The 24498-nt window shown below is 63.9% G+C and carries 25 protein-coding genes; 16 read left to right on the top strand and 9 right to left on the bottom strand.

Annotated features, from left to right (window positions below; genetic code table 11):
- The first annotated feature begins 292 nt into the window (after positions 1-292).
- Entirely contained in the window at positions 293-553 is a 261-nt protein-coding gene (locus AC3WVQ_RS02780; RefSeq protein WP_034801209.1) for a DUF1344 domain-containing protein, read from the top strand.
- A gap of 152 nt (positions 554-705) precedes the next feature.
- Here AC3WVQ_RS02780 and AC3WVQ_RS02775 read toward each other — a convergent pair whose 3' ends face one another.
- The 4 genes from AC3WVQ_RS02775 to AC3WVQ_RS02760 all read right to left on the bottom strand — a co-directional run bounded on the left by AC3WVQ_RS02775 (position 706) and on the right by AC3WVQ_RS02760 (position 4128).
- On the bottom strand, positions 706-1290 hold the full coding sequence (locus AC3WVQ_RS02775; protein ID WP_034801207.1) for a histidine phosphatase family protein: 585 nt from the start codon (positions 1288-1290) through the stop codon (positions 706-708).
- A 47-nt stretch (positions 1291-1337) separates the two neighbouring features.
- Positions 1338-2156, bottom strand: a complete 819-nt coding sequence (fabI, locus tag AC3WVQ_RS02770) for an enoyl-ACP reductase FabI (RefSeq protein WP_034801205.1) — start codon at positions 2154-2156, stop codon at positions 1338-1340.
- Positions 2157-2364: 208 nt separating this feature from the next.
- On the bottom strand, positions 2365-3456 hold the full coding sequence (locus AC3WVQ_RS02765) for a DnaJ C-terminal domain-containing protein (RefSeq protein WP_090294775.1): 1092 nt from the start codon (positions 3454-3456) through the stop codon (positions 2365-2367).
- A gap of 219 nt (positions 3457-3675) precedes the next feature.
- Complete coding sequence (locus AC3WVQ_RS02760; protein WP_034801195.1) at positions 3676-4128, bottom strand: RT0821/Lpp0805 family surface protein; 453 nt, start codon at positions 4126-4128, stop codon at positions 3676-3678.
- Between the two features lie 71 nt (positions 4129-4199).
- Here AC3WVQ_RS02760 and pdxH point away from each other — a divergent pair, with 71 nt between their 5' ends.
- Both pdxH and AC3WVQ_RS02750 read left to right on the top strand, forming a co-directional pair.
- Positions 4200-4889 (top strand): pyridoxamine 5'-phosphate oxidase, encoded by a 690-nt coding sequence (gene pdxH / locus AC3WVQ_RS02755; protein ID WP_082566261.1) that lies wholly within the window; start codon positions 4200-4202, stop codon positions 4887-4889.
- 120 nt (positions 4890-5009) lie between these two features.
- Positions 5010-5501, top strand: a complete 492-nt coding sequence (locus tag AC3WVQ_RS02750) for a GNAT family N-acetyltransferase (RefSeq protein WP_492382590.1) — start codon at positions 5010-5012, stop codon at positions 5499-5501.
- A gap of 33 nt (positions 5502-5534) precedes the next feature.
- On the opposite strand, the gene AC3WVQ_RS02745 is transcribed toward AC3WVQ_RS02750, so the two are convergent.
- Positions 5535-6566 carry a polysaccharide deacetylase family protein gene (locus AC3WVQ_RS02745; protein ID WP_090294823.1) on the bottom strand — a complete coding sequence of 344 codons (1032 nt, stop codon included), beginning with the start codon at positions 6564-6566 and terminating at the stop codon, positions 5535-5537.
- Positions 6567-6811: 245 nt separating this feature from the next.
- Here AC3WVQ_RS02745 and AC3WVQ_RS02740 point away from each other — a divergent pair, with 245 nt between their 5' ends.
- The gene (locus AC3WVQ_RS02740) at positions 6812-8089 is read left to right on the top strand and encodes a D-alanyl-D-alanine carboxypeptidase family protein (protein ID WP_090294778.1); all 1278 of its coding nucleotides are present in this window, start codon (positions 6812-6814) and stop codon (positions 8087-8089) included.
- 25 nt (positions 8090-8114) lie between these two features.
- On the opposite strand, the gene AC3WVQ_RS02735 is transcribed toward AC3WVQ_RS02740, so the two are convergent.
- The 3 genes from AC3WVQ_RS02735 to AC3WVQ_RS02725 form a co-directional block, all read right to left on the bottom strand.
- On the bottom strand, positions 8115-8771 hold the full coding sequence (locus AC3WVQ_RS02735; RefSeq protein ID WP_090294779.1) for a hypothetical protein: 657 nt from the start codon (positions 8769-8771) through the stop codon (positions 8115-8117).
- A gap of 6 nt (positions 8772-8777) precedes the next feature.
- A complete protein-coding gene (tldD, locus tag AC3WVQ_RS02730; protein ID WP_034801178.1) occupies positions 8778-10193 on the bottom strand; it encodes a metalloprotease TldD in 1416 nt (471 codons plus the stop codon).
- Between the two features lie 136 nt (positions 10194-10329).
- Positions 10330-11526 (bottom strand): winged helix-turn-helix domain-containing protein, encoded by a 1197-nt coding sequence (locus AC3WVQ_RS02725; protein ID WP_034801172.1) that lies wholly within the window; start codon positions 11524-11526, stop codon positions 10330-10332.
- Between the two features lie 132 nt (positions 11527-11658).
- Between AC3WVQ_RS02725 and AC3WVQ_RS02720 the strand changes: the two genes are divergently transcribed.
- From AC3WVQ_RS02720 to AC3WVQ_RS02700, 5 genes are read left to right on the top strand one after another with little or no spacing between them, the layout of a single operon-like run.
- Positions 11659-12339, top strand: a complete 681-nt coding sequence (locus AC3WVQ_RS02720) for an energy-coupling factor ABC transporter ATP-binding protein (RefSeq protein ID WP_090294781.1) — start codon at positions 11659-11661, stop codon at positions 12337-12339.
- Positions 12333-12938, top strand: coding sequence for an energy-coupling factor transporter transmembrane component T family protein (locus AC3WVQ_RS02715; RefSeq protein WP_110818491.1), 606 nt, complete (start codon positions 12333-12335; stop codon positions 12936-12938). The genes AC3WVQ_RS02720 and AC3WVQ_RS02715 overlap by 7 nt, the downstream gene beginning before the upstream one ends.
- 36 nt (positions 12939-12974) lie before the next feature.
- Positions 12975-13538 (top strand): biotin transporter BioY, encoded by a 564-nt coding sequence (locus AC3WVQ_RS02710; RefSeq protein WP_060584143.1) that lies wholly within the window; start codon positions 12975-12977, stop codon positions 13536-13538.
- Between the two features lie 4 nt (positions 13539-13542).
- Positions 13543-15039: a class I adenylate-forming enzyme family protein gene (locus AC3WVQ_RS02705; RefSeq protein ID WP_110818492.1), complete on the top strand. Its 1497-nt coding sequence runs from the start codon at positions 13543-13545 to the stop codon at positions 15037-15039.
- Positions 15017-16198, top strand: a complete 1182-nt coding sequence (locus AC3WVQ_RS02700) for a thiolase family protein (RefSeq protein WP_090294786.1) — start codon at positions 15017-15019, stop codon at positions 16196-16198. The genes AC3WVQ_RS02705 and AC3WVQ_RS02700 overlap by 23 nt, the downstream gene beginning before the upstream one ends.
- A gap of 188 nt (positions 16199-16386) precedes the next feature.
- Here AC3WVQ_RS02700 and AC3WVQ_RS02695 read toward each other — a convergent pair whose 3' ends face one another.
- Positions 16387-16788, bottom strand: a complete 402-nt coding sequence (locus tag AC3WVQ_RS02695) for an acyl-CoA thioesterase (RefSeq protein WP_034801160.1) — start codon at positions 16786-16788, stop codon at positions 16387-16389.
- A gap of 16 nt (positions 16789-16804) precedes the next feature.
- Here AC3WVQ_RS02695 and AC3WVQ_RS02690 point away from each other — a divergent pair, with 16 nt between their 5' ends.
- The 7 genes from AC3WVQ_RS02690 to AC3WVQ_RS02660 all read left to right on the top strand — a co-directional run bounded on the left by AC3WVQ_RS02690 (position 16805) and on the right by AC3WVQ_RS02660 (position 24427).
- The gene (locus AC3WVQ_RS02690) at positions 16805-17776 is read left to right on the top strand and encodes a zinc-dependent alcohol dehydrogenase family protein (RefSeq protein ID WP_090294788.1); all 972 of its coding nucleotides are present in this window, start codon (positions 16805-16807) and stop codon (positions 17774-17776) included.
- A gap of 62 nt (positions 17777-17838) precedes the next feature.
- Positions 17839-18768, top strand: a complete 930-nt coding sequence (locus AC3WVQ_RS02685; RefSeq protein ID WP_060516323.1) for a histone deacetylase family protein — start codon at positions 17839-17841, stop codon at positions 18766-18768.
- A gap of 2 nt (positions 18769-18770) precedes the next feature.
- On the top strand, positions 18771-19022 hold the full coding sequence (locus AC3WVQ_RS02680; RefSeq protein ID WP_034801154.1) for an exodeoxyribonuclease VII small subunit: 252 nt from the start codon (positions 18771-18773) through the stop codon (positions 19020-19022).
- Positions 19023-19187: 165 nt separating this feature from the next.
- On the top strand, positions 19188-20111 hold the full coding sequence (locus AC3WVQ_RS02675; protein WP_060516327.1) for a pirin family protein: 924 nt from the start codon (positions 19188-19190) through the stop codon (positions 20109-20111).
- A 246-nt stretch (positions 20112-20357) separates the two neighbouring features.
- Entirely contained in the window at positions 20358-22271 is a 1914-nt protein-coding gene (gene dxs, locus AC3WVQ_RS02670; RefSeq protein WP_176960274.1) for a 1-deoxy-D-xylulose-5-phosphate synthase, read from the top strand.
- A 138-nt stretch (positions 22272-22409) separates the two neighbouring features.
- Positions 22410-23180, top strand: a complete 771-nt coding sequence (locus tag AC3WVQ_RS02665) for a TlyA family RNA methyltransferase (protein WP_060584131.1) — start codon at positions 22410-22412, stop codon at positions 23178-23180.
- The gene (locus AC3WVQ_RS02660; protein WP_034801145.1) at positions 23177-24427 is read left to right on the top strand and encodes a class I SAM-dependent RNA methyltransferase; all 1251 of its coding nucleotides are present in this window, start codon (positions 23177-23179) and stop codon (positions 24425-24427) included. The genes AC3WVQ_RS02665 and AC3WVQ_RS02660 overlap by 4 nt, the downstream gene beginning before the upstream one ends.
- Positions 24428-24498 lie beyond the last annotated feature (71 nt).

Below are 24498 nucleotides of genomic sequence, written 5' to 3'. Positions count from 1 at the left end.
TTCCCCTCGATCCCCAACCAAAGGTAGCGAGCGAGTCTTAAGATTGGCTTTCGTCACAATTCCCTGGCAAACCCTATAATTCATGGGGAAACCACACCGCCGATACCCGGAGTTCGGCCCCTGCCCGCTTGAAAAATACGGTACCGCCGTCCAGTCTCCAGAGTTCGGATAGACCATCAAAAAAGCGGGGGCGTCCGGCCAAAAGCCACGCCGCAAGGCAATTTTTGCCACAATCGGGGATCAAAGGGGAGTGACAAGGATGTTCGCAGAAACGTTGAAGAGGGCAAGAAGAATGCGTTTTGTTATTGCCGCACTCATGGCCACCGCAGGGCTGCTCTCGCCCTTGTCCGCCCTTGCCGAAAGCGCCGACGTTGAAGCTACCATTACGGGTGTTGATACCGAAAGGCTGAGCCTGTCGCTTGACGACGGCAAGAACTATCAGGCGCCTGAGGAATTCAATTTCGAAGGCCTGAAGGCCGGCGTGAAGGTTCTCGTCTTCTACACGGAAGTGGACGGCAAGCGGGTCATCAACGATCTCGAAATCGTTCAATAGAAAGCGCGGCCTTACAGGCCGCTGCGCGGTTCGCCCGAACCGGATTTCCACATTTCTGAAAAATGACCTTTATCGGATGCCCCTCGCGCGGGCATCCATGTGAAGCGCTTTGGCGCGTCGTTGCGCCAATCTACGCCCGACGCTTCAGGCTATCAGACCCAGCCGATGGCATTGCCGGAGATGCGCAGAAGGCGGTCCTGCGGGATCGCCGCGGTCGCGGCCTCCTCGGCTTCCATTTCCCCGAAAAGCTTGAAGAGCACGCGAATGACGCCGCCGTGACTGACGCAGACCGTCGGCTTCGTCACGTCCCTGAGCCAGGCGGCTATGCGCCAGGACAGAATTTCGTAACTCTCGGCATCCTCACCGGGCGGAATGAAGTCCCATTTCACCGCGCGCCGCTCGGCGATCCTCTGTGGCGCCGAGCGCTTGAGTTCGGGCAGCGTGTGCCCTTCCCAATCGCCGAAGGAAACTTCCTTGAGCCGCTCGTCGGTGCGGTAGGCGTCCGGATCGAGCCCCATGGCCCGCCGGACACGCTCCATGGTCTCGCGCGTGCGGCCGAGCGGACTGGCGACGAAGTCGAAATGCCGGGCATCGGCGCCGAGGATGCCTCCAAGCGCCACGCCGTTGCCGGTCGCCTGCTGGCGACCGAAATCATTGAGAGGGATATCCTTTTGCCCCTGGAGCCGGCTTTCGGCGTTCCAGTCGGTCTGTCCGTGACGGATCACATAGATCAGCACAACATGTCTCCGGGCTGCAGGCTGCCGAATCCGACTTGGCGGTTCGGTCAGTCCTTGATCACGGAGATATCGGGCGCATCCACAGCCTTCATGCCGACGACATGGTAGCCGCTGTCGGCGTGGTGCACTTCACCGGTAACCGAGCGCGACAGGTCCGAAAGCATGTAGAGGCCGACGTCGCCGACTTCCTCGATGGTGACGGTGCGGCGCAGCGGCGCGTTGTACTCGTTCCACTTGAGGATATAGCGGAAGTCACCGATGCCGGAGGCGGCCAGCGTCTTGATCGGGCCTGCAGAAATCGCGTTGACGCGGATGTTCTTGGGGCCGAGGTCGACGGCGAGGTACTTGACGCTTGCTTCCAGGGCAGCCTTGGCGACACCCATGACGTTATAGTTCGGCATGACCTTTTCGGCGCCGTAATAGGTCAGCGTCAGCATCGATCCGCCGTCCGTCATCAGCTTTTCAGCGCGACGGGCAACCGAAGTGAAGGAGTAGACCGAGATCTGCATCGTCTTGGCGAAGTTGTCGGCCGAGGTATCGACGTAGCGGCCGGTCAGTTCGTCCTTGTCGGAGAAGCCGATCGCATGCACCACGAAATCGATCTTGCCCCACTTCTTCTCAAGCGCGTCGAAGACCGCGTCGATGGTGGCTTCGTCGCTGACGTCGCAATGGCCGGCCATGAAGCCGTCGATTTCCGCGAGCAGCGGCTCGACGCGCTTTTTCAGAGCGTCGCCCTGATAGGTCAACGCAACTTCACCACCCTGCGCGTGGATGGCCTTGGCAATGCCCCATGCGATGGAACGGTTGTTTGCAACGCCCATGATGACGCCGCGCTTGCCCTTCATCAGACCGGATGCCTGAGCCATGGTAAGTCCCCAATACTATTCCAGCATCGGCCGTCGCCGGTGCCAAAGATCAAAAATGTCACAGACGCCCCACGAGAACGGGTGCGGCAAAATGTCGAGAATTGCCTATGGCATAGCCGCAAGGGTGGTTCAAGCACGGCTGAGATCAGGAACTGTTAGTCCCCGTAATATTGGTTCAGTGTGTCAGCGAACTGTCACAAATGGCCTGTCACAGATAGAGGCCGTCGCGCTGCGACTTCATCAGATCGGTGATCTTGTCGTCGGGCGCCTCGGGCAGGACCAGCCGCAATTCGACCAGCAGATCGCCATGCGTACCATAAGCACCGGGCATCCCCCTGCCCGCAAGGCGGATGACCTTGTCGGAGCCGGACCAGGCCGGCACGACCACCGTAACCTGCCCGACCGGGGTTTCGAGCACCTGTTCGCAGCCGAGCACGGCGCCCTGCAGATCGATCGGCAAGGTGGTCATGAGATCGAGGCCGCGGGCGCGGAACGTCCCGCCCTGGTCGACCCTGAGCGTGACGACGACGTCGCCACGGGTCATGCCGGTCACCCGATAGCCCTGCTCCGCCAGACGAATGCTCTGACCGTCGACGGCGCCCGGAGGGATCTGCACCTTCAGGCTTTCGCCGTCGGGAAGCTCGACGCTGAGGCGCTGGCGATTGATCAGATCGTCAATACTGACGGCGAGATCGACGGGAAGATCCGGGACCTTCTCGGCCGTCTTTGCCGCGCGACCCCGGATGCGCCGGACGATCGCCGCCACAAGCTCGGCGGCCGGTGCTGCTGCACGCTGCATCAGCGGAGTCTCTGTCTTGAGAGCGTTTTCCTGCTGCGGTTCGGGGGCTGGTTCCGGCTTGCTTTCGGAAGCCTGGGCCGGGCGCTCCGGCTCCTTTGCTGCCGCAGCCGGCTTGGGCGATGGTTTCGGCGTCGGCTTCGGCGATGGGCGGGCCGACTTGCTGCGGGTCTCCGCGCCGAAAATCTGTGAAATGGCGTCCTCGGCGGTCTCGGCGTCGACCGGCGCCTCTTCCTGAGGCCGCATCTTTGCCTTCATCGCCTCCATGCGACGAAGCTCGGCTTCGCGGCGCGCGTAGTCGTAGCGGCTTCTGAGCTTCGGGTCGCGCAGCAGCTCATAGGCCTTGCCGGCTTCGGCAAAACGCTCCGCGGCGTTGGGATCGTCCTGGTTATGGTCCGGATGCACAGCCTTTGCCAGCGAACGCCAGGCGGCCTTGATTTCATCCTGCCCGGCATTGCGCCGCACCCCGAGGATCACATAGGGATCACGCATGGTTTCTACCATCTTCTCTGATCGGCGGCCTCTCCCTGATGCCCGCCTTTGCCCCGATTGCAGGCGCCATTGTCGCCCGTCCACTGAACACCGATGATCCGGAGAAGTTGCTAAATAGTGGTTAGCCACGCGGCCTCATGTGGCCGTTGAGACGGCAACGCCGGCCGTCATGCGCGCATTTGCCAAAACGTGGTTAATCACCGATTTCAACGGCTTGCGTCGAACGCTCGCTCAGGCGCGCGGGCCGAAGCTCGTCAGATACCAGGCGCCGTCGCCGCCCTGGCAAGTGCTGCCGTCGAACTTGGCGATGCCTTCGTAGGAATGACGCGTCGTGGTGAATCGGCGGCAGAGCATGCCGCTGGCGCGGTCTTCCTGGATGCTGCTGATGACACCGGCACTGCCGGAGGTCGCATTGGCCCAGGGAATAGGATTGATGGCGCCGCTGTTGAGCTCGGCCGATGTCACGGCGTTGCGAACCATCACCGCATCGGAAAGGCCATCGGAGGTCTTGGCAACGGGAACTGTGCCCGTCGAAACCGTGCGGTCGACTCCGCTGCCGAAAAGGTCGAGGCCAGCCCCCATGCAGCCGGACAGCGCCAGGACCGGCAGGCAAATTGCCGCGCTACGCAGCAAGGCGAAGGAATACCCCTTCTTGGCGTCGATCCACTTTGCTATGTCTTGCACGGCAATCCTGTCAGACTCGCTGGAGCCGCACGTTTCTCGACAAGGTCAACATACAGGCTCCGACATTTTCGATGCGGAAACACCGGTCGGGCTCATCCCGAAGTATTTCCGCGCCAGACATCACGGCATTGGAACGCAATATGGCGGCGAATGAGTTAACAAGCGGTGACTTCACCGAATCAAATGAACCCTTTTCCCTGTTTGGCACATGGCTGAAGGACGCGGAAGGTAGCGAGATCAACGACCCGAATGCGGTGGCGCTCGCAACCGTCGATGCCGACGGACTGCCGAATGTCCGCATGGTGCTGCTTAAGGGTTTCGACGAGCGCGGCTTCGTTTTCTACACGAATTTCGAAAGCCAGAAGGGTGAGGAGATCCTCGGCGCCCGCAAGGCGGCGATGTGCTTCCACTGGAAATCGCTGCGTCGGCAGGTGCGCGTGCGCGGCCCGGTCGAGATCGTCACCGACGAGGAGGCCGACGAGTATTTCAAGAGCCGGCCGCGCGGCAGCCGCATCGGCGCCTGGGCCTCGAAGCAGTCGCGGCCACTCGAAGGCCGCTTCGCGCTGGAAAAGGCCGTTGCCGAATACACGGCCCGCCACGCGCTCGGCGAAATCCCGCGCCCAAGCTATTGGTCGGGCTTCCGCATCTGCCCGACGTCGATCGAATTCTGGCACGACCGTCCGTTCCGGCTGCACGACCGGATGGAATTCCGTCGTGAGGCGCCGGAAGGCGGCTGGGAAAAAGTGCGCATGTACCCTTAAGGCACCGATGCCTGCCTCCCGCAAGAGAGGCGCGAAATCGATGCCCGGCCACGCACGTTGCCGGGCATCACTCGTCCCTTTGCCCGGCCTGAGCCGCTCGTTTCTGTTGAGCGCTCTTTGATGACGATCGATGTTCGTGACGCGACGCTCGACGATATAGCCGGCTGTCACCGCTGCCTCGATGACGTCTCCAAGGAAGGGCGGTGGCTTTCACGGCTGAGCGCCCCACCCTTCGACGGCTTTGCCACATACATGGCCGACCTGCATCGCGCCCAGGCACCCCAGATCGCTGGGGTCGACAATCAAGTGGTCGGCTGGTGCGATATCCGGCTGGATGCCTCACCTGTTCGCGCCCATGTCGGGACGTTGGGCATGGGGCTCCTGGCCGCCTATCGCGGCAAGGGAATCGGCAGCCGGCTCCTGCAACTGGCGATGCAACGCGCTAGTGAACGCGGATTGGAACGCATCGAGCTCTCCGTCCTCCACGAAAATGTCGCTGCCCGGGCACTCTACGCGCAATTTGGCTTCCAGATCGAAGGCCGTCGTGTTCGCGACTGGAAACACGACGGTGTTTACCAGGACAGCATTCTCATGGCTTTTGCCTTCAATTGACGTCGAAGCACTCGGCTGCCCAAGTCGCCTTTTCTAGCCGGCCGCCAGGCGGAACGGTATGCCGGAGGCCAGAGCCGAAACGTAGCGGGCGCGCTGGAAATGGCCGTTCAGAGAAATGCGCGGTAGCGCATAAAGGCTGGCTTTCGCGCGAGCGATGAGCGTGCCGGGTTGGGTGGTGACGGCCAGGGTGAAACCCAAATCGGCGACGATGCGGTGGTCGCGTGCGGATAGCGCCGGTGCGTCGCCATAGGGATAGGCGAAAGTCTGGGGCGGCCGACCGGTGATCGCCTCGACGCGCCGCAGCGATCCCTCAATCTCCCGCCGCGCCTCAGCATCCGTCAGGCGCGCGACCGCGCGGTGGCTGATCGTGTGGGCGCCGAGGCTCGCGATAGGACTTTCGATCAGGCGCCGCAAACCGGCCTCGTCCAGTGTGAGGCGTTCGGTAATCGCCTGCGGATCGATGCCGCCATCGAGGGCTGCAGCGTTCAAGGAAGCGATCGCCTTTGCCTCATCATGGCCGTGAATGAACGCCGCAATGCGATTGAAGACGGCATGCCTTTCGGCCGCGGTCGACGCCTGCAATGTTTCTACGCCACGGCCGAAGTCAAAGCGCAGCTTCTCGCTCGTTGCGAGCATATCGGCAAGCGTCTCCCACCAAAGCGTATGGGTGCGATCGACGAACCCGCCGGTCACGAACACCGTGAATGGCGCCTGATGGCGCTGGAAGACCGGCAACGCGTGCTCGAGATTGTTCCGGTAGCCGTCATCAAGGGTAAAGCAGGCGACCGGCCCACCTTTGGCGGCCAGCGCCTCCGGCAAGTGTTCGAGCGGGGTGAAGCGATAGCCGTCGCGCTTCAGCGTCCTCAACGCGACATCGAGGAATTCCGGCGTGATTTCCAGGTGCGCATTGGGATCGAAGGCACGGGCAGATTTCGGCCGGACATGATGCAGGGTAAAGATCGCCCCCTGCCCACGCGCGCCGGCAATCAGCCCGGCGCGGCTCAGCCCCCCCGCGACTTCCAGCCCACCGGCAATTGCGGCGCGGCGAACAATTGTCCTGATCATGCCCTTGATGGTCGCCCCCAAATCTGGCCCGCGAGGTTCCGGCGCGGACTAACAGCCTGGAAAGTTAACGGCGAGGGCGTTAAACCTTGTTGAACGGGGAGAGCGTTCATCGGCCATTTACCACAACCTCGAAAACAAGGTCGGCTCGCCACATTCCGCCCTAAAGTTGCAGCAAAGACACGGATCTTGTCACAAAACGAAACAGCTTTGCGCCTTGCCGAGGGCGCCACTCGACGGGGATCGATATGAAAACTTTGCGCTGCCTCCTGCTGGCGACCTTCGCACTGGCGCTCGGGACGGCGACAGCCGTCGCCGGAAGCGCCTCGCTGGTGCTCGATGCGCGCACCGGCAAGGTCCTTTCATCGGAAAACCCCGACGTCCTCAACCATCCGGCCTCCCTGACCAAGATGATGACGGTCTACATGGCCTTCGAGGCGCTGAAGAGCGGCAAGCTTTCCTGGGACAGCAAGATCAAGGTTTCGAAGGCGGCGGCCGCCAAGCCGCCGATGCGGCTCGGCCTCAAATCCGGCATGACGATCACGGTGCGCGAGGCGGTCCTCGGCATGATCGTGCGCTCGGGCAACGATGCCGCGGCAGCGATGGCCGAGAAGCTCGGCGGCTCCGAGGCGAATTTCGCCCGCATGATGACCGCCAAGGCGCGTCAGCTCGGCATGAGCAAGACCATCTTCATCAATGCCTCCGGCCTGCCTGCCAGCAAGCAGGTGACGACGGCGCGTGAAATGTCGACGCTCGCCGTGGCGCTGATGCGCGACTTCCCCAGGGAGTACCGGCTGTTTGCGACCGAAAGCTTCAATTTCCGCGGCCGCAAGGTGCGGGGGCACAACAACCTGATGTACCGCTACGACGGCATGGACGGCATCAAGACCGGCTACACCAATGCCTCCGGCTTCAACCTCGTCAGCGCCGTCAAGGACGGCAATCGCCGGGTGGTCGGCGTCGTTCTCGGCGGCAAGACGGCGCGCAGCCGCGACGCCAAGATGGCGGCCCTTCTCGATCGCCATGTCGGCAAGGCAGCCAAGGGCGGACGGCAGCTGGTGGCATCCAAGCGCGGCGGCAAGACGATTGAAGCCCCCGTCGAAGTAGCCGCGGTCGCGACATCCGAGGTTCCGATGCCCTACACCGCACCGCAGCGGGCCAAGCGGGATTCGGTTGCTGCCCTGATTACAGCGACATCGACGGCCGCCATCCCCGCGGAACGGCCGACGGAGCTTGCCGAGATCGAAACGACGGCTGCAGTTCCGGCTGCGTCAGGCGGCTGGCAGATCCAGATTTCGGCGGCGCCATCCGCAGAGGCTGCGCGCATGCTGCTGGCGCAGGCGCGCTCGGAAGCCGGTGCGCCGCTCGCGGGCGCCACGCCCTACACGGAAGCCGTCGGTAAGGGTGCCAAAGCGATCTACCGCGCCCGCTTCGTCGGCTTTTCGAGCCGCGACGCGGCAGCAGCAGCCTGCGATGCCCTCAAAGAGCGCTCCTATGACTGCATGATGCTGCCGTCGCGCGGCTGATTGGCCGCCGGTCTCAGAGCCTTCGTCACTCTTGCACGACGGCTCTACGGAAGCGGTTGGCGAGCCAGCAGTCGCACTGCTCCTGGCTATAGCCAAGCAGCAGCCCCTCCTCGCGCTCGTCTTCTGCCGTCCATGGGCGCCAATTGCAAAAGAGCTGGTGGCAGCGTTGCCTGAAGCGCTCGAAACGCCACTCTTCCCCCGGCAACGCATAGGTGAGGTAGAGAACCCTCTGCTCCTTCTCGCCACCGGTCGTTGTCGGGCACATCCGCGAGAACTCGAACATGTCCGCAAGCAAAGTTCCGTCGGCAACGTGTGGCGCGAACAACTCTTTGGTTTCGGCAAGCCAGGGCGACGCGGCATCGTCGCTGAAGAAGGCGAAGGGCTTGCGCCCTTCCAGCATCAGCGGAAGCTCATAGCCGGTGTGCACCAGATAGGGCACGGTATCGAGCGCATGCGGCCGCCGAAGCTCAGCTTCCTCGCCTGTTTCTGGCAAGGCAAGCCCGACGGCCGACGCCAGCAGCGTCAGGTCGTCTTGATCCAGACGGTAGCAGGCATGATCCGGGAAGACGCCGTTTTGCAGGTCCAACGCCCGCGCGATCTCGGTGGCATCGCGATCAAACCGCAGTTCGTGCGTCGGTGTGGCGGTCTTCGGCGACAGAAAGGACAGCTTGAAGACCGCCATCGGACCTTACGCCTGCGTGCCGCCGACGGTGATCTGATCCATGCGCAGATGCGGCTGGCCGACGCCGACCGGTACCCATTGGCCGGCCTTGCCGCAATTGCCGATGCCGGTGTCGAGCTTGGTGTCGTTGCCGACCATGGTGACACGCTTCATCGCGTCCGGACCGTTGCCGATCAACATCGCACCCTTCACCGGTGCGCCGATCTTGCCGTTTTCGATCAGGTAGGCCTCGGTGCAGCCGAAGACGAACTTGCCGGAGGTGATGTCCACCTGGCCGCCGCCGAAGGAGACGGCATAGATGCCCTTCTTGACCGAGGCGATGATTTCCTCCGGCGTTTTGTCGCCGGAGAGCATGTAGGTATTGGTCATGCGCGGCATCGGCACATGGGCATAGCCCTGGCGACGGCCGTTGCCGGTCGGCTGCATTCCCATCAGCCGGGCGTTCTGCCGGTCCTGCATGTAGCCGACGAGCTTGCCGTCCTCGATCAGCACGTTGTAGCCGGACGGCGTGCCCTCGTCGTCGATCGAAATCGAGCCGCGGCGGGCCTCGATGGTGCCGTCGTCGACGACCGTCACGCCCTTGGCGGCCACCTGCTGGCCCAGCAGGCCGGCAAAAGCCGAGGTCTTCTTGCGGTTGAAGTCCCCTTCCAGGCCATGGCCGACGGCTTCGTGTAGCATGACGCCCGGCCAGCCGGAGGCAAGCACCACGTCCATGGTGCCGGCGGGCGCATCGATCGCTTCGAGATTGACGAGTGCCTGGCGCAGCGCCTCGTCGGCGCCCTGCTTCCAGTTTTCCGCGGTGACGAAATCGCCGAAGCCGCGACGCCCGCCGGTGCCGAAGGAGCCGCTTTCCTGGCGATCGCCTTCGCCGGTGACGACGGAGATGTTGATGCGGGTCATCGGCCGGACGTCATGGACGCGGTGGCCATCGGCGCGAAGGATGTCGACGACCTGCCAGCTAGCGGCGATGGTCGCCGTCACCTGACGGACCTTCGGATCCTTGGCGCGCAGATAGGCGTCGATTTCCTGGAGCAGCGCGACCTTCGCCTCGAAGCTCGGTTCGCCGATCGGGTTTTCGTCGCCGTAGAGTTTCTTGTTGGTGCGCTGAGGGGCTGCGGCATAGGAACCGGCATAACCGCGCGTCACCTGCGCCACCGCATCGGAAGCACGGCGGAGCGCCGAAAGCGAAAGTTCGCCGGAATGCGCGTAGCCGACCGCTTCGCCGGCAACGGCGCGCAAGCCAAAACCCTGGTCGGTATTGAAGCTGCCGCCCTTGAGCCGGCCGTTGTCGAAGGAAAGCACCTCGGCCTGCGCATGTTCGAGGAACAGTTCGCCGTCGTCGGCACCGGCGAGCGTTTCCGAGAGAACCTTGCGGACCGTTGCCTCGTCGGCATCGAAGAGGCTCATCAGATCGGTGTTCATAGTGGCACGCTCCCGCGTCAGGAATTTCTATCGCCTCCATTTAGGAAGGCGGCGGGTTCAAGCCAAGGAAAATATCACAGGCCGCATGTTTCCGCGATCCGCACTGATCGACACAAGCATGCAGCAGCTCAAGTCGCTACAGCGACGTATTCCAGCCGTCGAGCCGTTCCACCCGCTCGACGCCGGCGAAGCGGGCAACCCGATCGAGCTCGGCATCGATGCGTTCCAGGCGCCCTGCCGAGGCGCGGACGCCCTTTTCGAGCCAGAGCTTGCGGACATCGAGGCTGCCGCGCTTGCGGTCCGCCTTCATGTCGATGCGGCCGATCAACCGGTCGCCCTCGATCAGCGGGAAGACGTAATAGCCATATTCGCGCTTGGCCTCGGGCACGAAGATCTCGATGCGATAATAGAACCCGAACAGGCGCTCGGTACGATTGCGGTCGCGCAGCAGCGGATCGAAGGGGCTCAGCACCCGCACCCGGCCCGGCGGCTCAGGGATATCGCCAAGTGCGTCCGGGAATCCAGCGAAGGCGTAGGCGACACGCGGGCGTCCACCATCGATCGCTTCGATCTGCACTTCCACGAGTTCGTCGCGATGTTCCGCCACCCAGGTCTTGGCCTCCTCGGGCGACACCAGATCCCAGAAGGCGGCAATCTCGCCATGGGTGGCAAAGCCGAGACGCTCCAGCGCACTGCGGCAAGCCCAGTCGATGAACTCCGGATGGCTGACGTCATCCTCGTTGTGGTGCGGCGGGATCACTCTTTCCGTGAGATCGTAGACCTTCTGGAAATTCTCGCGCCGCGCGATCGCCAGCTTGCCCGTGCGCCACAGCACTTCCAGCGCCGTCTTCGACGGATGCCAGTTCCACCAGCCGCCAGACTGGTGTTCGGCTTCCTTCAAGTCTCGGGCGAGCACCGGGCCGCCTTCGGCAATACGCTGATAAGTGTCGTCGCAGCCTTTTTCAAAGCCTTCGCCACGCCACGCCTTCCACCGCTCGACGATCGTCTCACCTTCCCATTTGAAGCGGTGCTTCCAATAGCGGAAGAAGCTGCTTGGAATGATCGAGGCATCGTGGGTCCAATGCTCGAAGAGGTCGCGATCGTCCTCCAGCAGCGCCGTCAGATGCTCTCGACGATAGGTCTGGTTGCGGGAAAACAGGATCTGGTGATGGGCGCGCTCCACCGTGGCGATGCTGTCTACCTGCACGAAGCCGATGTCGTGGATGAGCTTCAAGAGGCCTTCCTTGCCGAGCGCGCGGTTGGGCGCGCCTGAAAGGCCCTGCTTGGCGAGGAAGATGCGACGGGCGTCGCTGTTGGAAAGGCGAATCGTCATGACGATAACAATAGGCTTTTATTCCCATAATTCAAATGCCGCATCGGTCCGCGGACTGCATTGCCCTTGTTGTCGCACTTGGCCTATAGAGCAACCCGAAAACGGCGCGGGCCGGAGACAGCGAGGAACGGAATGGACATCCGCTTTACCGATTGCGCGGTCCGCTTCGGCGAGCGGGTGGCTTTGCACCCCTTGACGCTCACGCTCAACGAAAAACGCATCGGCATCATCGGCCTCAACGGTTCCGGCAAGACAACCTTCGCCCGGCTGATCAACGGTCTGGTGAAGCCTTCCTCCGGCGGCGTTACGGTCAACGGGCTCGATACGATCAAAGACGACCGCGCCGTGCTTTCCGAGGCCGGCTTCATCTTCCAGAACCCGCACAACCAGCTGATCATGCCGATCGTCGCCGAGGACATCGCCTTCGGGCTGAAAAACCGCGGGCTTTCGCGCGAAGAAGTCGACCGCCGCATGCAGGCAGCACTTTCGCGCTTCGGTATCGAACACCTGGCAAGGCGGCGCGTGCATGAGCTTTCGGGCGGAGAAACGCAGCTCGTCGCCATGGCGAGCGTCGTCGTTACCGATCCGAAGATCCTGATCCTCGACGAGCCGACGAACCAGCTTGACCTCAAGAACCGCCGCCGTGTCGCCGCGGCGATCGACGACCTGCCGGAGGATACGGTGGTGATCACCCATGATCTCGGGCTCGTCGAGAATGTCGAACGGCTATTGCTCTTCCACGAGGGCTGCCTTGCTTTCGACGGCAACCCGCAAGACGCGATCCGCCGCTATCACGAGATCGCCGGATGCTGACGAGCCTGCACATCGAGGGTAACAGCTTGCTCCATCGGCTTCCGGTCAGGGTGAAGCTGATGGCACTCGTGGCGTCGAGCGTCGGACTTTTTTTGAGCGCTTCGCTCGCGGTTCAGGCGATCGCCTTCATCGTGGCCGCCGCACTTTATCTCTCCGCCGGCCTCACGCCCAAGGAGGCGCTGAAGCGCGTCGGCTTCGTCTTCCTGACGATCTTCTTTCTGGCGGCCGTCAATCTCTTTTACCTGTCCGTTGCCGAGGTCGCCACGTTAACCTTGCGGCTGATGGCGCTGGTTCTGTTTGCAGCCGCCGTCACGGCGACGACGACGATCAGCGCCTTCATGGACGAGATCACCATCCTCTTGAGCCCGCTGGAACGGCTGGGCTGGCTGAAGGCGGCCGATGTCAGCCTGGCGCTCGGGCTCGTACTGCGCTTCGTCCCGGATATCTTTGCGCGCTATCAGGCAATCCGCGAAGCCCATCGCGCCCGCGGACTGCCCGTCCGGCCGTTGACGATCATAGGGCCGCTGATCATCCTGACGCTGAAAGATGCCGACACGATTGCTGCCGCGATTGACGCGCGCGGATTTCGCCGTCAATAAATTCGCGAATTCTAAAAAACAGGGAAGCGGAACTACATGAATACCAGAGATCTCGTGCTCATCGCCCTCTTCGCCGCGATCGTCGTCGTGCTCGGCTTCATTCCGCCGATCACGCTCGGCTTCATTCCGGTCCCGATCACTGCGCAATCCATGGGCGTCATGCTCGCCGGCTGCATTCTCGGCGCCAGGCGCGGCGCGCTCGCCTTCCTGCTGTTCCTGCTGCTGGTCGCCATCGGCCTGCCGGTGCTTTCGGGCGGCCGCGGCGGCCTTGCGGTCTTTGCCGGCCCGTCGGGCGGCTTCATCATCGGCTGGGTCGTTGCCACCTTCGTCACCGGCCTGATCGCCGAGCGCACCGTGCGCGAAGGCCAGGCCGAAACGCGCCAGTTCATCGGCTTCTTCCTCGCCTCCGTCCTCGGCGGCATCGTCGTGCTCTATGCGATCGGCATGCCCTGGGTTTCCGCCGTCACCGGCACCCCGCTCATGACCGTTGCAGCCGGCTCGCTCGCCTTCATTCCGGGCGACCTGCTGAAGGCTGCGATCGCGACGCTTGCCGCACGCGCGGTCTACGCCGGCTATCCGCTGTTGCCGGCCCGCGCCTGAGCCGATGCCGTTTGCCGCCGCGATCCATCGCCACGCGCAAGACCATCCGCATGCCCCGGCCTTCCAAATCGAGGGCCGGGTTTTCACTTTTGGTGACCTCGCACGCATCGCCGGCGCACTTGCCGAACGTTTCGGAGATTTGGTTGCCGAACGCCGCAGCGTGCTCGGCGACCGCTCTCGCCTGATCGCACTGGAGACGGGCAATCATCCGCTCTTCGCCGCTGCCTGCCTTGCCGCCACCAGCAGCGGCAACTGCGTCGCGCTGATCGATCCGCATCTGCCGGAGGCGACGCGCCAGACGATGCACGATCGCTTGTCGCCCGATCTCATTGTCAGGGCCGATGGCGCCAACCTCTCGCTCCATGCGCCCGCAAGCGGCAAAACGCGAACCTTTCGCGAGACCGACGGCAACGAGCGAAAGCCGCTCGCAATCGGCGACGACACGGAACCATTCCTGATCGTCTTCACCTCGGGCACAACAGGAACGCCGAAAGCGATCATCCGCGATCGCGGTTCGTGGCGCAGGAGCTTGGCCACGGGCGAAGCCTTCTTCGGCATCGACCGCGCCACCCGCACCTTTGCGCCCGGTCCGCTCGCGCACGGGCTGACACTTTATGCGCTTGCCGAAACCCTTGTCGCCGGCGCCGAATTCATCGGGGCCGCGCATTTCGAGGCCTCCCGGGCGATGTCCATCGTCGAGGCGAAAGAGGTCAAGCGACTGGCGCTGGTGCCGACGATGCTGCGGCGGCTCTGCGCTGCAGCCGCCGGCCGGTCGCAAACATCCGTCGCCCAGATCACCGTCGCCGGCGCCAAGCTGACCGAAAACGATCGCGACAGCGCGGCACTCGCGTTTCCTCAAGCCGATATCATCGAATATTACGGCGCCTCGGAACTGGGCTTCATCAGTGTTGCTACCAACGGCGACACCGCTTCGGCCACCGCCGTCGGCCGTGCCTTCCCGGGTGTTGCGCTCAGCATTCGCGACGACAGGGGGGGCGAAATGCCAACCGGTGAGACGGGCACGATCTTCGTCGACAGCGCCCTCATATCCGACGGGTATGTCGGCACCACCGATGGTGCCGGCTTCCGTCGTCTCGGGTCGCTGGCGACGGTCGGCGATCTCGGCTTCCTCGATGAGTGCGGCACCCTGCACCTCCTCGGCCGGTCCGGCGGCATGGTGCTTTCGGGCGGCAACAACATCTACCCGCAGGAAGTGGAAGCCGCGCTGACCGCAGATCCCGGCGTGCACGCCGCTCTCGTCCTCGGGCTCGACCACCCGGATCTCGGCAGCGAACTCGTCGCCGTCATCGAGCCGGAAGGCGGTATGTTTGATCGAGAAGCGCTTGAGCGTCATCTCGCCGCCCACCTGCCGCGCTATAAGCATCCGCGCCGCATCTGGCTCTGCCTGAATATGCCGATGACGCAGTCGGGCAAGGTGGCGGCGGGCACGCTCAGACAATGGATCGCGGATGGAAACGATGCTCTCGAACTCATCGACTGACCCGGCACGCATACCTGTCATTATCGCTGCTCTGCGCACACCGATCGGCCGCGTCAACGGCACGCTTCGCGATATCGAACCGTCGCAGCTGGCGGCACCGCTGATCGCCCGTATTCTCCGCGATACCGGTGTAAAGGCGAGCGAGATCGACGACGTTCTTCTCGGCAACGCCGCCAACAGCGCCGGCAATCTCGCCCGGCTCGCCGCCCTCGAAGCCGGCCTGCCGGTCTCGACGCCGGGTGTCACCGTCGACCGCCAATGCGGTTCCGGGCTGGAGGCGATCACCCTTGCCGCACGGATGATCCAGGCGGGCGCCGGCCGTTTCTATCTGGCCGGCGGCACCGAGAGCGCCAGCCGTGCGCATATCCGCCTGAGACCGCCGCTGGAGCGCGGCGGCGAACTCGCGCCGGTCAAGCGCGCCCGCATGGCACCAGACGAGACCGGTGATCCGGATATGGGCGTCGCCGCCGAAAACGTCGCGACCGCCTGCAAGATCTCCCGTGAGCGTCAGGACGCCTTTGCGCTTCAAAGCCACCGTCGCGCGGTCGAGGCTGCCGTTGCCGGCCGCTTCGCCCGCGAAATCGTGCCGGTCGAAACGGCGGCAGGCTCTGTGTCGCGCGATGAGTGCCCTCGTGCCAATGCTTCGCTGGAGACGCTGCAACGGCTAAAGCCGGTCTTCGTCGAGGGCGGGACGGTAACGGCCGGCAATGCCTGCCCGATCAACGACGGCGCGGCGGTGGTGCTGGTGACGACCTTTGCCGAGGCCCAACGACTTGGCGTCTCCTTCGCACTCGAATTCGTCGATGCGGCGACCGCGGGCGTCGATCCCAATCTGCTCGGGCTTGGCCCGGTCCCGGCAATGCAGAAGCTGAAGGCACGGCAATCCGCGCTCGATCCGGCAAAGGTCGATTTCATCGAATTCAACGAGGCCTTCGCCTCGCAGGTGCTCGGCAGCCTCGACCAACTCGATATCGCCGCGGAAAGGGTCAATCTCGACGGCGGCGCCATCGCACTCGGCCATCCCTATGGCGCCTCGGGGGCGATCCTCACCGTCCGGCTTTTCTCGCAGATGCTGGCATCGCCGAAAGGCACGGAAGGACTGGCGATGATGGGCGTCGGCGGCGGCATGGGCATTGTCACCCTGTTTCGCGCGGTTTAGGCGGCGCAATTCCGGACGGAAAACCGCTTCGGATAGTACGCGACACTGGTCTGGTAACAAGATAGACACCCCCTCTGCCCTGCCGGGCAGAGGGGGTGGCGCCTTTTGCCTGGACGGGCCAAAAACACCATGAAAGCTGGAGCGTCGTCTATTGTGACGGCTTCGCGCTTTTCCTGGAATTGCTTTGGCTAGACCGAGTAGGCCGCCAGCCATTCGCGCGTCGCCGTCGGCAGCGGCAGCGGCGTGTGCCGCTGCGGATCGACCGCGACCCAGACGACCTCGACTTCGGCAGCAAGTTGGCCGCGTGCTTCGACCTTGACGACAAAACTGATCGAGCTGCCGCCGACCTTCGCCACGTTGACGGTAAGACGGGCCGGTTCGTCGTAGCGCAGACCACGGTGATAGACGCAGGCCGAGCGGCGCACGAGATAGCTCGGCTCGTTCACCACATGCGGACGGTGACGCCAGAGGCTGGAAAGCGCGGCCTCGGCGTGGGCATAATAGGCGGCATTGTGCATGTGGCCGTGCATGTCTATATCGCGAAACGGAATACGGATTTCCGTGACGTTCTCCAGCTCCCTGCCGTCCATGCGAGGCTCCCTGACGATGCGCTCCACCCTCGTTAGCCAGTTCGGTGATCCCCGGCAAGTGATTGCGATGGTCGATGCCGGGCGCGTGGCGCCTGCGGCGGGCGAAGTCGAGGTGGCGCTGTCGCTTGCCGCCATCAACCCGTCCGATCTCATCCCGGTGACTGGCGCCTATAGCGCCCGCACCACGCTGCCCTTCGTGCCGGGCTTCGAAGGCTTCGGCACGGTGACGCGCGTCGGCCCTGGCGTGACGTCGCTGAAACCCGGTGATCGCGTGGTGCCCATCGGTGCCAGCGGTCTCTGGCAGGAATATCTGATCCGGCCGGCCGAATGGTGTTTCGCCCTGCCCGACGACATCGGCGAGACCGATGCGGCCACCTGCTACGTCAATCCGCTGACGGCGCTGCAACTGGTCGAGGCGCTGCGCCAACATTTCGGCCCGCTCGGTGGCCGCCGTATCGGCGTCACCGCGGCAGGGTCGGCGATCGGCGGCATGCTGATGAAGCTGCTGGCCGGCGAAGGCGCGGATGCCACCGGGATCGTCCGCAGCGCGCGCAGCGCCGAGCGGCTGGCAACCGAGGTCCCCGGCCACATCGTGTTTGGCGACGAGGGCCGCGTGCCGCAGCTTCGCCTCGACGCAATCATCGACGCCGTTGGCGGTCCGTTTGCCGGCGATCTTATTCTGCGCACGCTCGAACCGGGCGGCGCCTTCATCCAGTATGGGGCGCTCAGCGGCGTTCCGGTGCCGCAGGCGGCGATCCAGGCGCGGCCGGACATCCGCTTCTCCTTCCTGTGGCTGCGGACCTGGGTGCATTCGGCCGGGCGACCCGTGATCGAAGCGGCCTTTGCCAAGAGTTTCGAAGGTTTGCGATCGGGTCTCTTTTCCAGCCGCATCGCCGAAATCTATCCGCTGAGCAAGCTCGACGCGGCGCTCGCGCATCAGGCGGATCCGAGCCGCGACGGCAAGCTGCTCATCGATCCGCGCTGTTGAAAATTGCGCTTTTCGACCGGCTCGCCATGGACCTTGCAGGGTGGGCGCACTAGGTTCCGGGCATGACCACGTTCCTCTATGAAAATCCGGTCTTTCTGGAACACGAGGTTCCGGAAGGGCATCCTGAGCGGCCGGACCGGCTGAAGGCGCTGAACCTTGCGCTCGAACATCCGAACTTCTCCGATCTCAAGCGGATCGAGGCGAAGAAGGCGAGTGAGGATCTCGTCCTGCTCGCACATCCGGAAGAGCATCTCGCTGCCGTCAGGCGCGCCATTCCGGAGGAAGGCCTCAACCATTTCGAGGCCGACACCTATGCCAGCCCCTTGAGCCTCGACGCGGCGCTAACCGGGATCGGCGGAGCGACCGCAGCGGTGGACGCCGTCTTTACCGGCGAGACCGACAACGCCTTCGTCGCGGCGCGGCCACCAGGACACCACGCCGAAAAGAACAAGGCGATGGGGTTCTGTCTTTTCAACACGGTGGCGATCGCCGCCCGCTATGCCCAGAAGGTCCACGGCGCAGAGCGGGTCGCGATCGTCGACTGGGACGTGCACCACGGCAACGGCACGCAGGACATCTTCTGGGACGACCCCTCGGTGCTCTTCTGCTCGACGCACCAGATGCCGCTCTATCCCGGCACCGGCGCCAAGGACGAGACGGGTATCAAGGGCAATGTCGTCAACGCGCCGCTGTCGCCGAACATGGGCAGTGAACATTTCCGCGAGGCGTTCCGCAGCCGCGTGCTTTCAGCACTCACCAATTTCCGGCCGGACTTCATCCTGATCTCCGCCGGCTTCGACGCGCATCACCGCGATCCGCTGGCGCAGATCAATCTCGTCGCCGAGGATTTCGACTGGGCGACCGGGCGTCTGCACGAGATCGCCGATCGCAGCGCCGGCAACCGCATGGTCAGCCTGCTCGAAGGCGGCTATGACCTTCAGGGCTTGGCCGAATCGGCCGGCCTGCACATCTTGAGACTGATGAGAGGGTAAGCATGAACACCACTACGCAACCGGACGTTTCCGCCCTCTCCTTCGAGCAGGCCGTCGAGGAACTGGAGCGGATCGTTTCGGCGCTGGAGCGCGGCGATGTCGCCCTCGACAAGTCGATCGAGATCTACGAGCGCGGCGAAGCGCTGAAGAAGCATTGCGAGGCGCTGTTGAAGGCCGCCGAGGACCGCATCGAAAAGATCCGCCTCGACCGCGCCGGCAGACCGCAGGGCGTGGAGCCGCTCGACGCCGACTGATCGTTTCATCGCAATTCCGGGCGGAAAACCGCTTCACGCTTTTCCCGGAATTGCCAAGATCGGATTGATCGTCGCGCGGAAACACTGCGTCCTTGCTTCGCCCCTACCCGCCTGATGTCATAGGCGTTAGGACTTGAAGCGACAGCAAAAACGGGAGCACGCGCCATGTCTTTCTTTCCAGGCCCCGACCCGCTCGCCGGCGACAAGCCCGCCTGCGACGCCATCGAACATCTGATCGTTCCGCGCACCAGCGATATCGGCGGGCTGCAGGTTCGTCGCGCTTTGCCGACGGCCAAGCGCCGCCTGGTCGGCCCCTTCATCTTCTTCGATCGCATGGGCCCGGCATTGCTTCGCGCCGGCGAGGCGATCGACGTGCGCCCGCACCCGCATATCGGCCTTTCGACCGTCACCTATCTCTTCGACGGCGAGATCAAGCACCGCGACAGCCTCGGCACCGAGATGGTCATCCGTCCCGGCGACGTGAACCTGATGACGGCCGGCCGCGGCATCGTGCATTCAGAGCGCTCGCCGGAGAACCAGCGCGGCCACGACCGTTCGATCTCGGGCCTGCAGACCTGGCTGGCGCTGCCCGATCACAAGGAAGAAATCGACCCGATCTTCAGCCATACCGAAGAGCGCATGCTGCCGCATATGAGCGACGACGGCATCAAGGCGCGGGTGGTGATCGGCAACTTCGAGGGCGCGAAGTCGCCGGTCTCGGTCTTCACCGACACGATCTATGTCGATCTCAACATTGCACCCGGCAAGAGCGCCCCCTTCGCGGCGCAATGGGAAGAGCGCGCGCTCTATATCCTCTCCGGCGAGGCGATCATTGCCGGTGATCATTTTGCAGACAACCAACTGCTCGTCTTCCGCGCCGGCGACGAGATCACGGTCACGGCCGGACCGCAGGGTTGTCACGTGATGCTTTTCGGGGGTGCTGCGCTCGGGTCGTCCCGCCACATCTGGTGGAATTTCGTTTCGTCTTCGAAGGAGCGCATCGAGAAAGCCAAGGAAGAGTGGCGCAGCGGACGCTTCGACATCGTGCCCGGAGACGAAGAGGAATTCGTTCCGCTGCCCGAGGGCTGACCGCGACCTAAAGTGGCACAGGATGGATGCGGAAAACCGCGCAACATTGCCTCATGGCGCTTGAATCGATTTCGATTCACAGAATCATGCGCTAGTCTCTTGGTTGACGACGCAGGAACGCCTAATTTTGCATTCAGCAACGATTGCGTCTAAAGAGCCGCTTCGACGGTACCCACCAACTATCGCGCGCCCGACCTTTGGGGCGCGCATGAGGCATGCAGCGTGACACAACTGCCAACCAATCCGATGCCGGCTACTCCCTTGCTCGACAAGGTGACCTATCCCGACGATCTGAAGAAGGTCGACGACAAGGATCTGCCGCAGCTTGCCGGAGAAGTCCGGGCAGAAATGATCGACGCAGTGTCGCGCACCGGCGGGCATCTTGGCGCGGGCCTCGGCGTCGTCGAGCTGACGATCGCCATCCACAAGGTGTTCAACACGCCGCATGACCGGCTGATCTTCGACGTCGGCCACCAGTGCTATCCGCACAAGATCCTCACCGGCCGCCGCGATCGTATCCGCACGCTCCGTCAGGAAGGCGGCCTCTCGGGCTTTACCCGCCGCGCCGAGAGCGAATACGACCCCTTCGGCGCCGCGCACTCCTCGACCTCGATTTCCGCCGGCCTCGGCATGGCGGTCGCAGCCGATCTCGACGGCAAGAACCGCAATGTCATCGCCGTCATCGGCGACGGTGCGCTTTCGGCCGGCATGGCCTATGAGGCGCTGAACAATGCCGGCGCGCTCGACGCGCGATTGATCGTCATCCTCAACGACAACGACATGTCGATCGCGCCGCCGACCGGCGCGATGAGCGCCTATCTCGCGCGCCTTGCCTCCGGCCGCACCTATATGGGCATCCGCGAAGTCGGCAAGAAACTGACCGCGTATCTCGGCAAGACCGTCGATCGCGCGATCACCCGCGCGGTCGAGCATGCCCGCGGCTACGTCACCGGCGGTACGCTCTTCGAAGAGATGGGCTTCTACCATATCGGCCCGATCGACGGGCATTCCTTCGACCATCTGCTGCCGGTGCTGCGCAACGTGCGCGACAACGCCAAGGGTCCGGTGCTGATCCATGTGGTGACGCAGAAGGGCAAGGGCTATCCGCCGGCGGAAGCTGCCGCCGACAAGTACCACGGCGTCAACAAGTTCGACGTCATCACCGGCGCCCAGGCGAAGGCGAAGCCGAACGCGCCCGCCTATACCTCTGTTTTCGCCGATGCGCTGACGCAGGAAGCCGGCTTCGACGACAAGATCGTCGCCGTCACCGCTGCCATGCCGTCCGGCACCGGGCTCGACAAGTTCGCCAAGGTCCATCCGTCGCGCTGCTTCGATGTCGGCATTGCCGAGCAGCACGCCGTAACCTTTGCCGCCGGCCTTGCCGCCGAAGGCTACAAGCCGTTCGCAGCGCTCTATTCGACCTTCCTGCAGCGCGGCTACGACCAGGTGGTCCACGACGTGGCGATCCAGGGTCTACCGGTGCGCTTCCCGATCGACCGTGCCGGTTTCGTCGGCGCCGACGGTCCGACGCATGCGGGCTCGTTCGACACGACCTATCTCGCCACCCTTCCCGGCTTCGTGGTGATGGCGGCTGCCGACGAGGCGGAACTGAAGCACATGGTGCGCACGGCTGCTGCCTATGACGCCGGCCCGATCTCGTTCCGTTATCCGCGCGGCGAAGGCGTTGGCGTCGAGATGCCGGAGCGGGGCCAGATCCTCGAGATCGGCAAGGGCCGTATCGTGAAGGAGGGCTCCAAGGTGGCGCTGCTTTCCTTCGGCACGCGCCTTGCCGACTGTCTGCTGGCCGCCGAAGACCTCGACGCCGCCGGCCTTTCGACCACGGTCGCGGATGCGCGCTTTGCCAAGCCGCTGGACCATGACCTCATCCGCGAGCTTGCCCGCAACCACGAGGTGCTGATCACCATCGAGGAAGGTGCCATCGGCGGCTTTGCCAGCCACGTGCTGCAGTTCCTCGCCGAGGACGGCCTGCTCGACGGCGGCCTCAAGGTTCGCCCGATGGTCATGCCCGACGTCTGGATGGAACAGGCCAAGCCCGAGGCGATGTATGCCGCCGCGGGCCTCGACCGCGCCGGCATCGTCTCGACCGTCTTCAAGGCACTCGGCCAAAAGCAGGATATCGGCATCGGCGCTGCCGGCTGAGGCTTCCGTGCGACTTCAAGCAAAAACCCCGGCTCGTCCCCGGGGTTTTTGCTTTTCCGGACGGAATTGCAGGAAGGGCTCGATGGCTGCGAGCACAGGGGGCTTGCCATTGCGGCGGCAAGTCGCCATGAGAAACACATGTCAGAAGATCGCCAGAACGAAGAACACAAGAACCGGGTCCGCCTCGATCAGCTGCTGCTGAACTCGGGGCTGGTCGCAAGCCGCGCGCGTGCCCGTGACGCAATCCAGCGCGGGACCGTCAAGGTCGACGGCCGCACGGTCACCAAGGCAGCGTCGATGTTTGCCGAGAGCGTGACGATCACCATCGATGACCCGGCGCAGGACTATGTCTCGCGCGCCGCGCTGAAGCTGGTCGCGGCACTCGATCATTTCGGGCTCGACCCCGCAGGCCAAAGCTGTCTCGATATCGGCGCCTCGACCGGTGGCTTTACCGAAGTGCTGTTGAAGCGCGGCGCCGAGCACGTGGTTGCGATCGATGTCGGCCATGGCCAGATCCATCCGCGCATCGAAGGTGACGAACGCGTCACCAGCATTGAGGGCCTCAATGCACGCGCGATGACCGAGGAGGACATCGACGACCGCGAAGTCACCTTCGTCGTCTCGGACGTCTCGTTCATCTCGCTCAAGCTCGCGCTGCCGCCGGCACTCGACATGGCGCTTCCCGGTTCGCACTGCATCCTGCTGGTGAAGCCTCAGTTCGAGGCGGGTCGCGACGCGATCAGCAAGGCGGGCCTGCTCAAGGATCCCGACAGTGCGCCTGATGTCGCCGCCGAACTCGAGCGCTGGCTCGTCGAGGACATGGGCTGGCAGAGCCTTGGGCTCATCCCCTCGCCTATTGCCGGCGGCGACGGCAATGTCGAATACCTGCTGGCAGGCAAGAAGCCATGACCACTGAAGCCGTCACCATCAAGCGGCTGGGCGCTCAGGGCGACGGCATTGCCGAAGGTCCTGACGGGCCGATCTATGCACCCTTCACCCTGCCCGGCGAAAGCGTCGCGCTCGCCGTCAACAAATCGCACGGCACGCTGATGTCGGTGAGAGAAGCCTCACCCGAGCGCGTCGAACCGCACTGTCGGCACTTCGGGCCGGACGGCATCAACGGCACCTGCGGCGGCTGCACGATGCAACATGCCTCCGACACGCTCTACCACGGCTTCAAGCGCGATCTGGTGATCGCCGCCCTGAAGTCGAAAGGGCTCACACCCGAGGTGGCGCCGCTCATCACCGCCGAGCCCGGCCAACGCCGCCGCGCGGTCTTCACCGCCCGCAAGACCGAGAAGGATCTGCTTCTCGGCTTCAACCAGGCGGAAAGCCACCATATCGTCGCGATCTCGGAATGTCCGATCGCGAGCCCGGGTATCGTCTCGAAGCTCGCCACCATTGCCAAAGTCGGCGCGGCCATGGCCGTCAATGCCGAGCCGTTCCGCATCACCGTGCTCGAAACGCTCTCCGGCCTCGACCTCTCGGTCGATGGCATCAAGAAGCTCGACGACCGCGAGCGCCGCCGCACGGTCGAAGCCGTGCTCGGTGAGCGCGGCATCGCCCGCGTCAGCCTCAATGGCGAGATCATTGTCGAGCCGGTGAAGCCTGTCATCGATTTCGGCGGTGTTTCCGTCTCGCCACCGCCCGGCAGCTTCACCCAGGCGACGGCGCAGGCCGAAGAGGCAATGGCGAAGCTGGTGCTCGACCATCTCGGCAAGTCCAAGCGCGTCGCCGACCTCTTTGCCGGCTGCGGCACGTTTGCGCTGCGCATCGCCCGCAAGGCGCGGGTGCATGCGGTCGAAGGCGAAGACAAGGCGCTGAAGGCGCTTGATCTGGCGGCTCGCAACACGCAGGGGCTCAAGCCCGTCACCATCGAGAAGCGTGATCTCTTCCGCCGCCCGCTCATGGCGCAGGAACTGAAGGTCTTCGACGCGGTCGTCTTCGATCCGCCACGCGCCGGCGCGGACGTGCAGTGTCACGAGATCGCCCGCTCCGGCGTCAAGAAGGTCGTCGCCGTCTCCTGCAATCCAGTGACGCTTGCGCGCGACCTCTCGATCCTCGTTGCCGCCGGGTACCGCATCACCTCGGTGACGCCGATCGACCAGTTCCTCTGGTCGGCCCATGTCGAGGCGGTGGTCACGCTGGAGAAATGAGAAGGCCCGGTTTCCCGGGCCTTCGTTATCGTTCGACTTGAAGCGTCTGCCAGACTGATTCACGCTTGCGT

It is taken from the genome of Ensifer sp. EB106-05-01-XG146, assembly GCF_058791875.1.
Note: the sequence above shows the minus strand (reverse complement) of the source record. Positions and strands in the feature narration are given on the sequence as shown.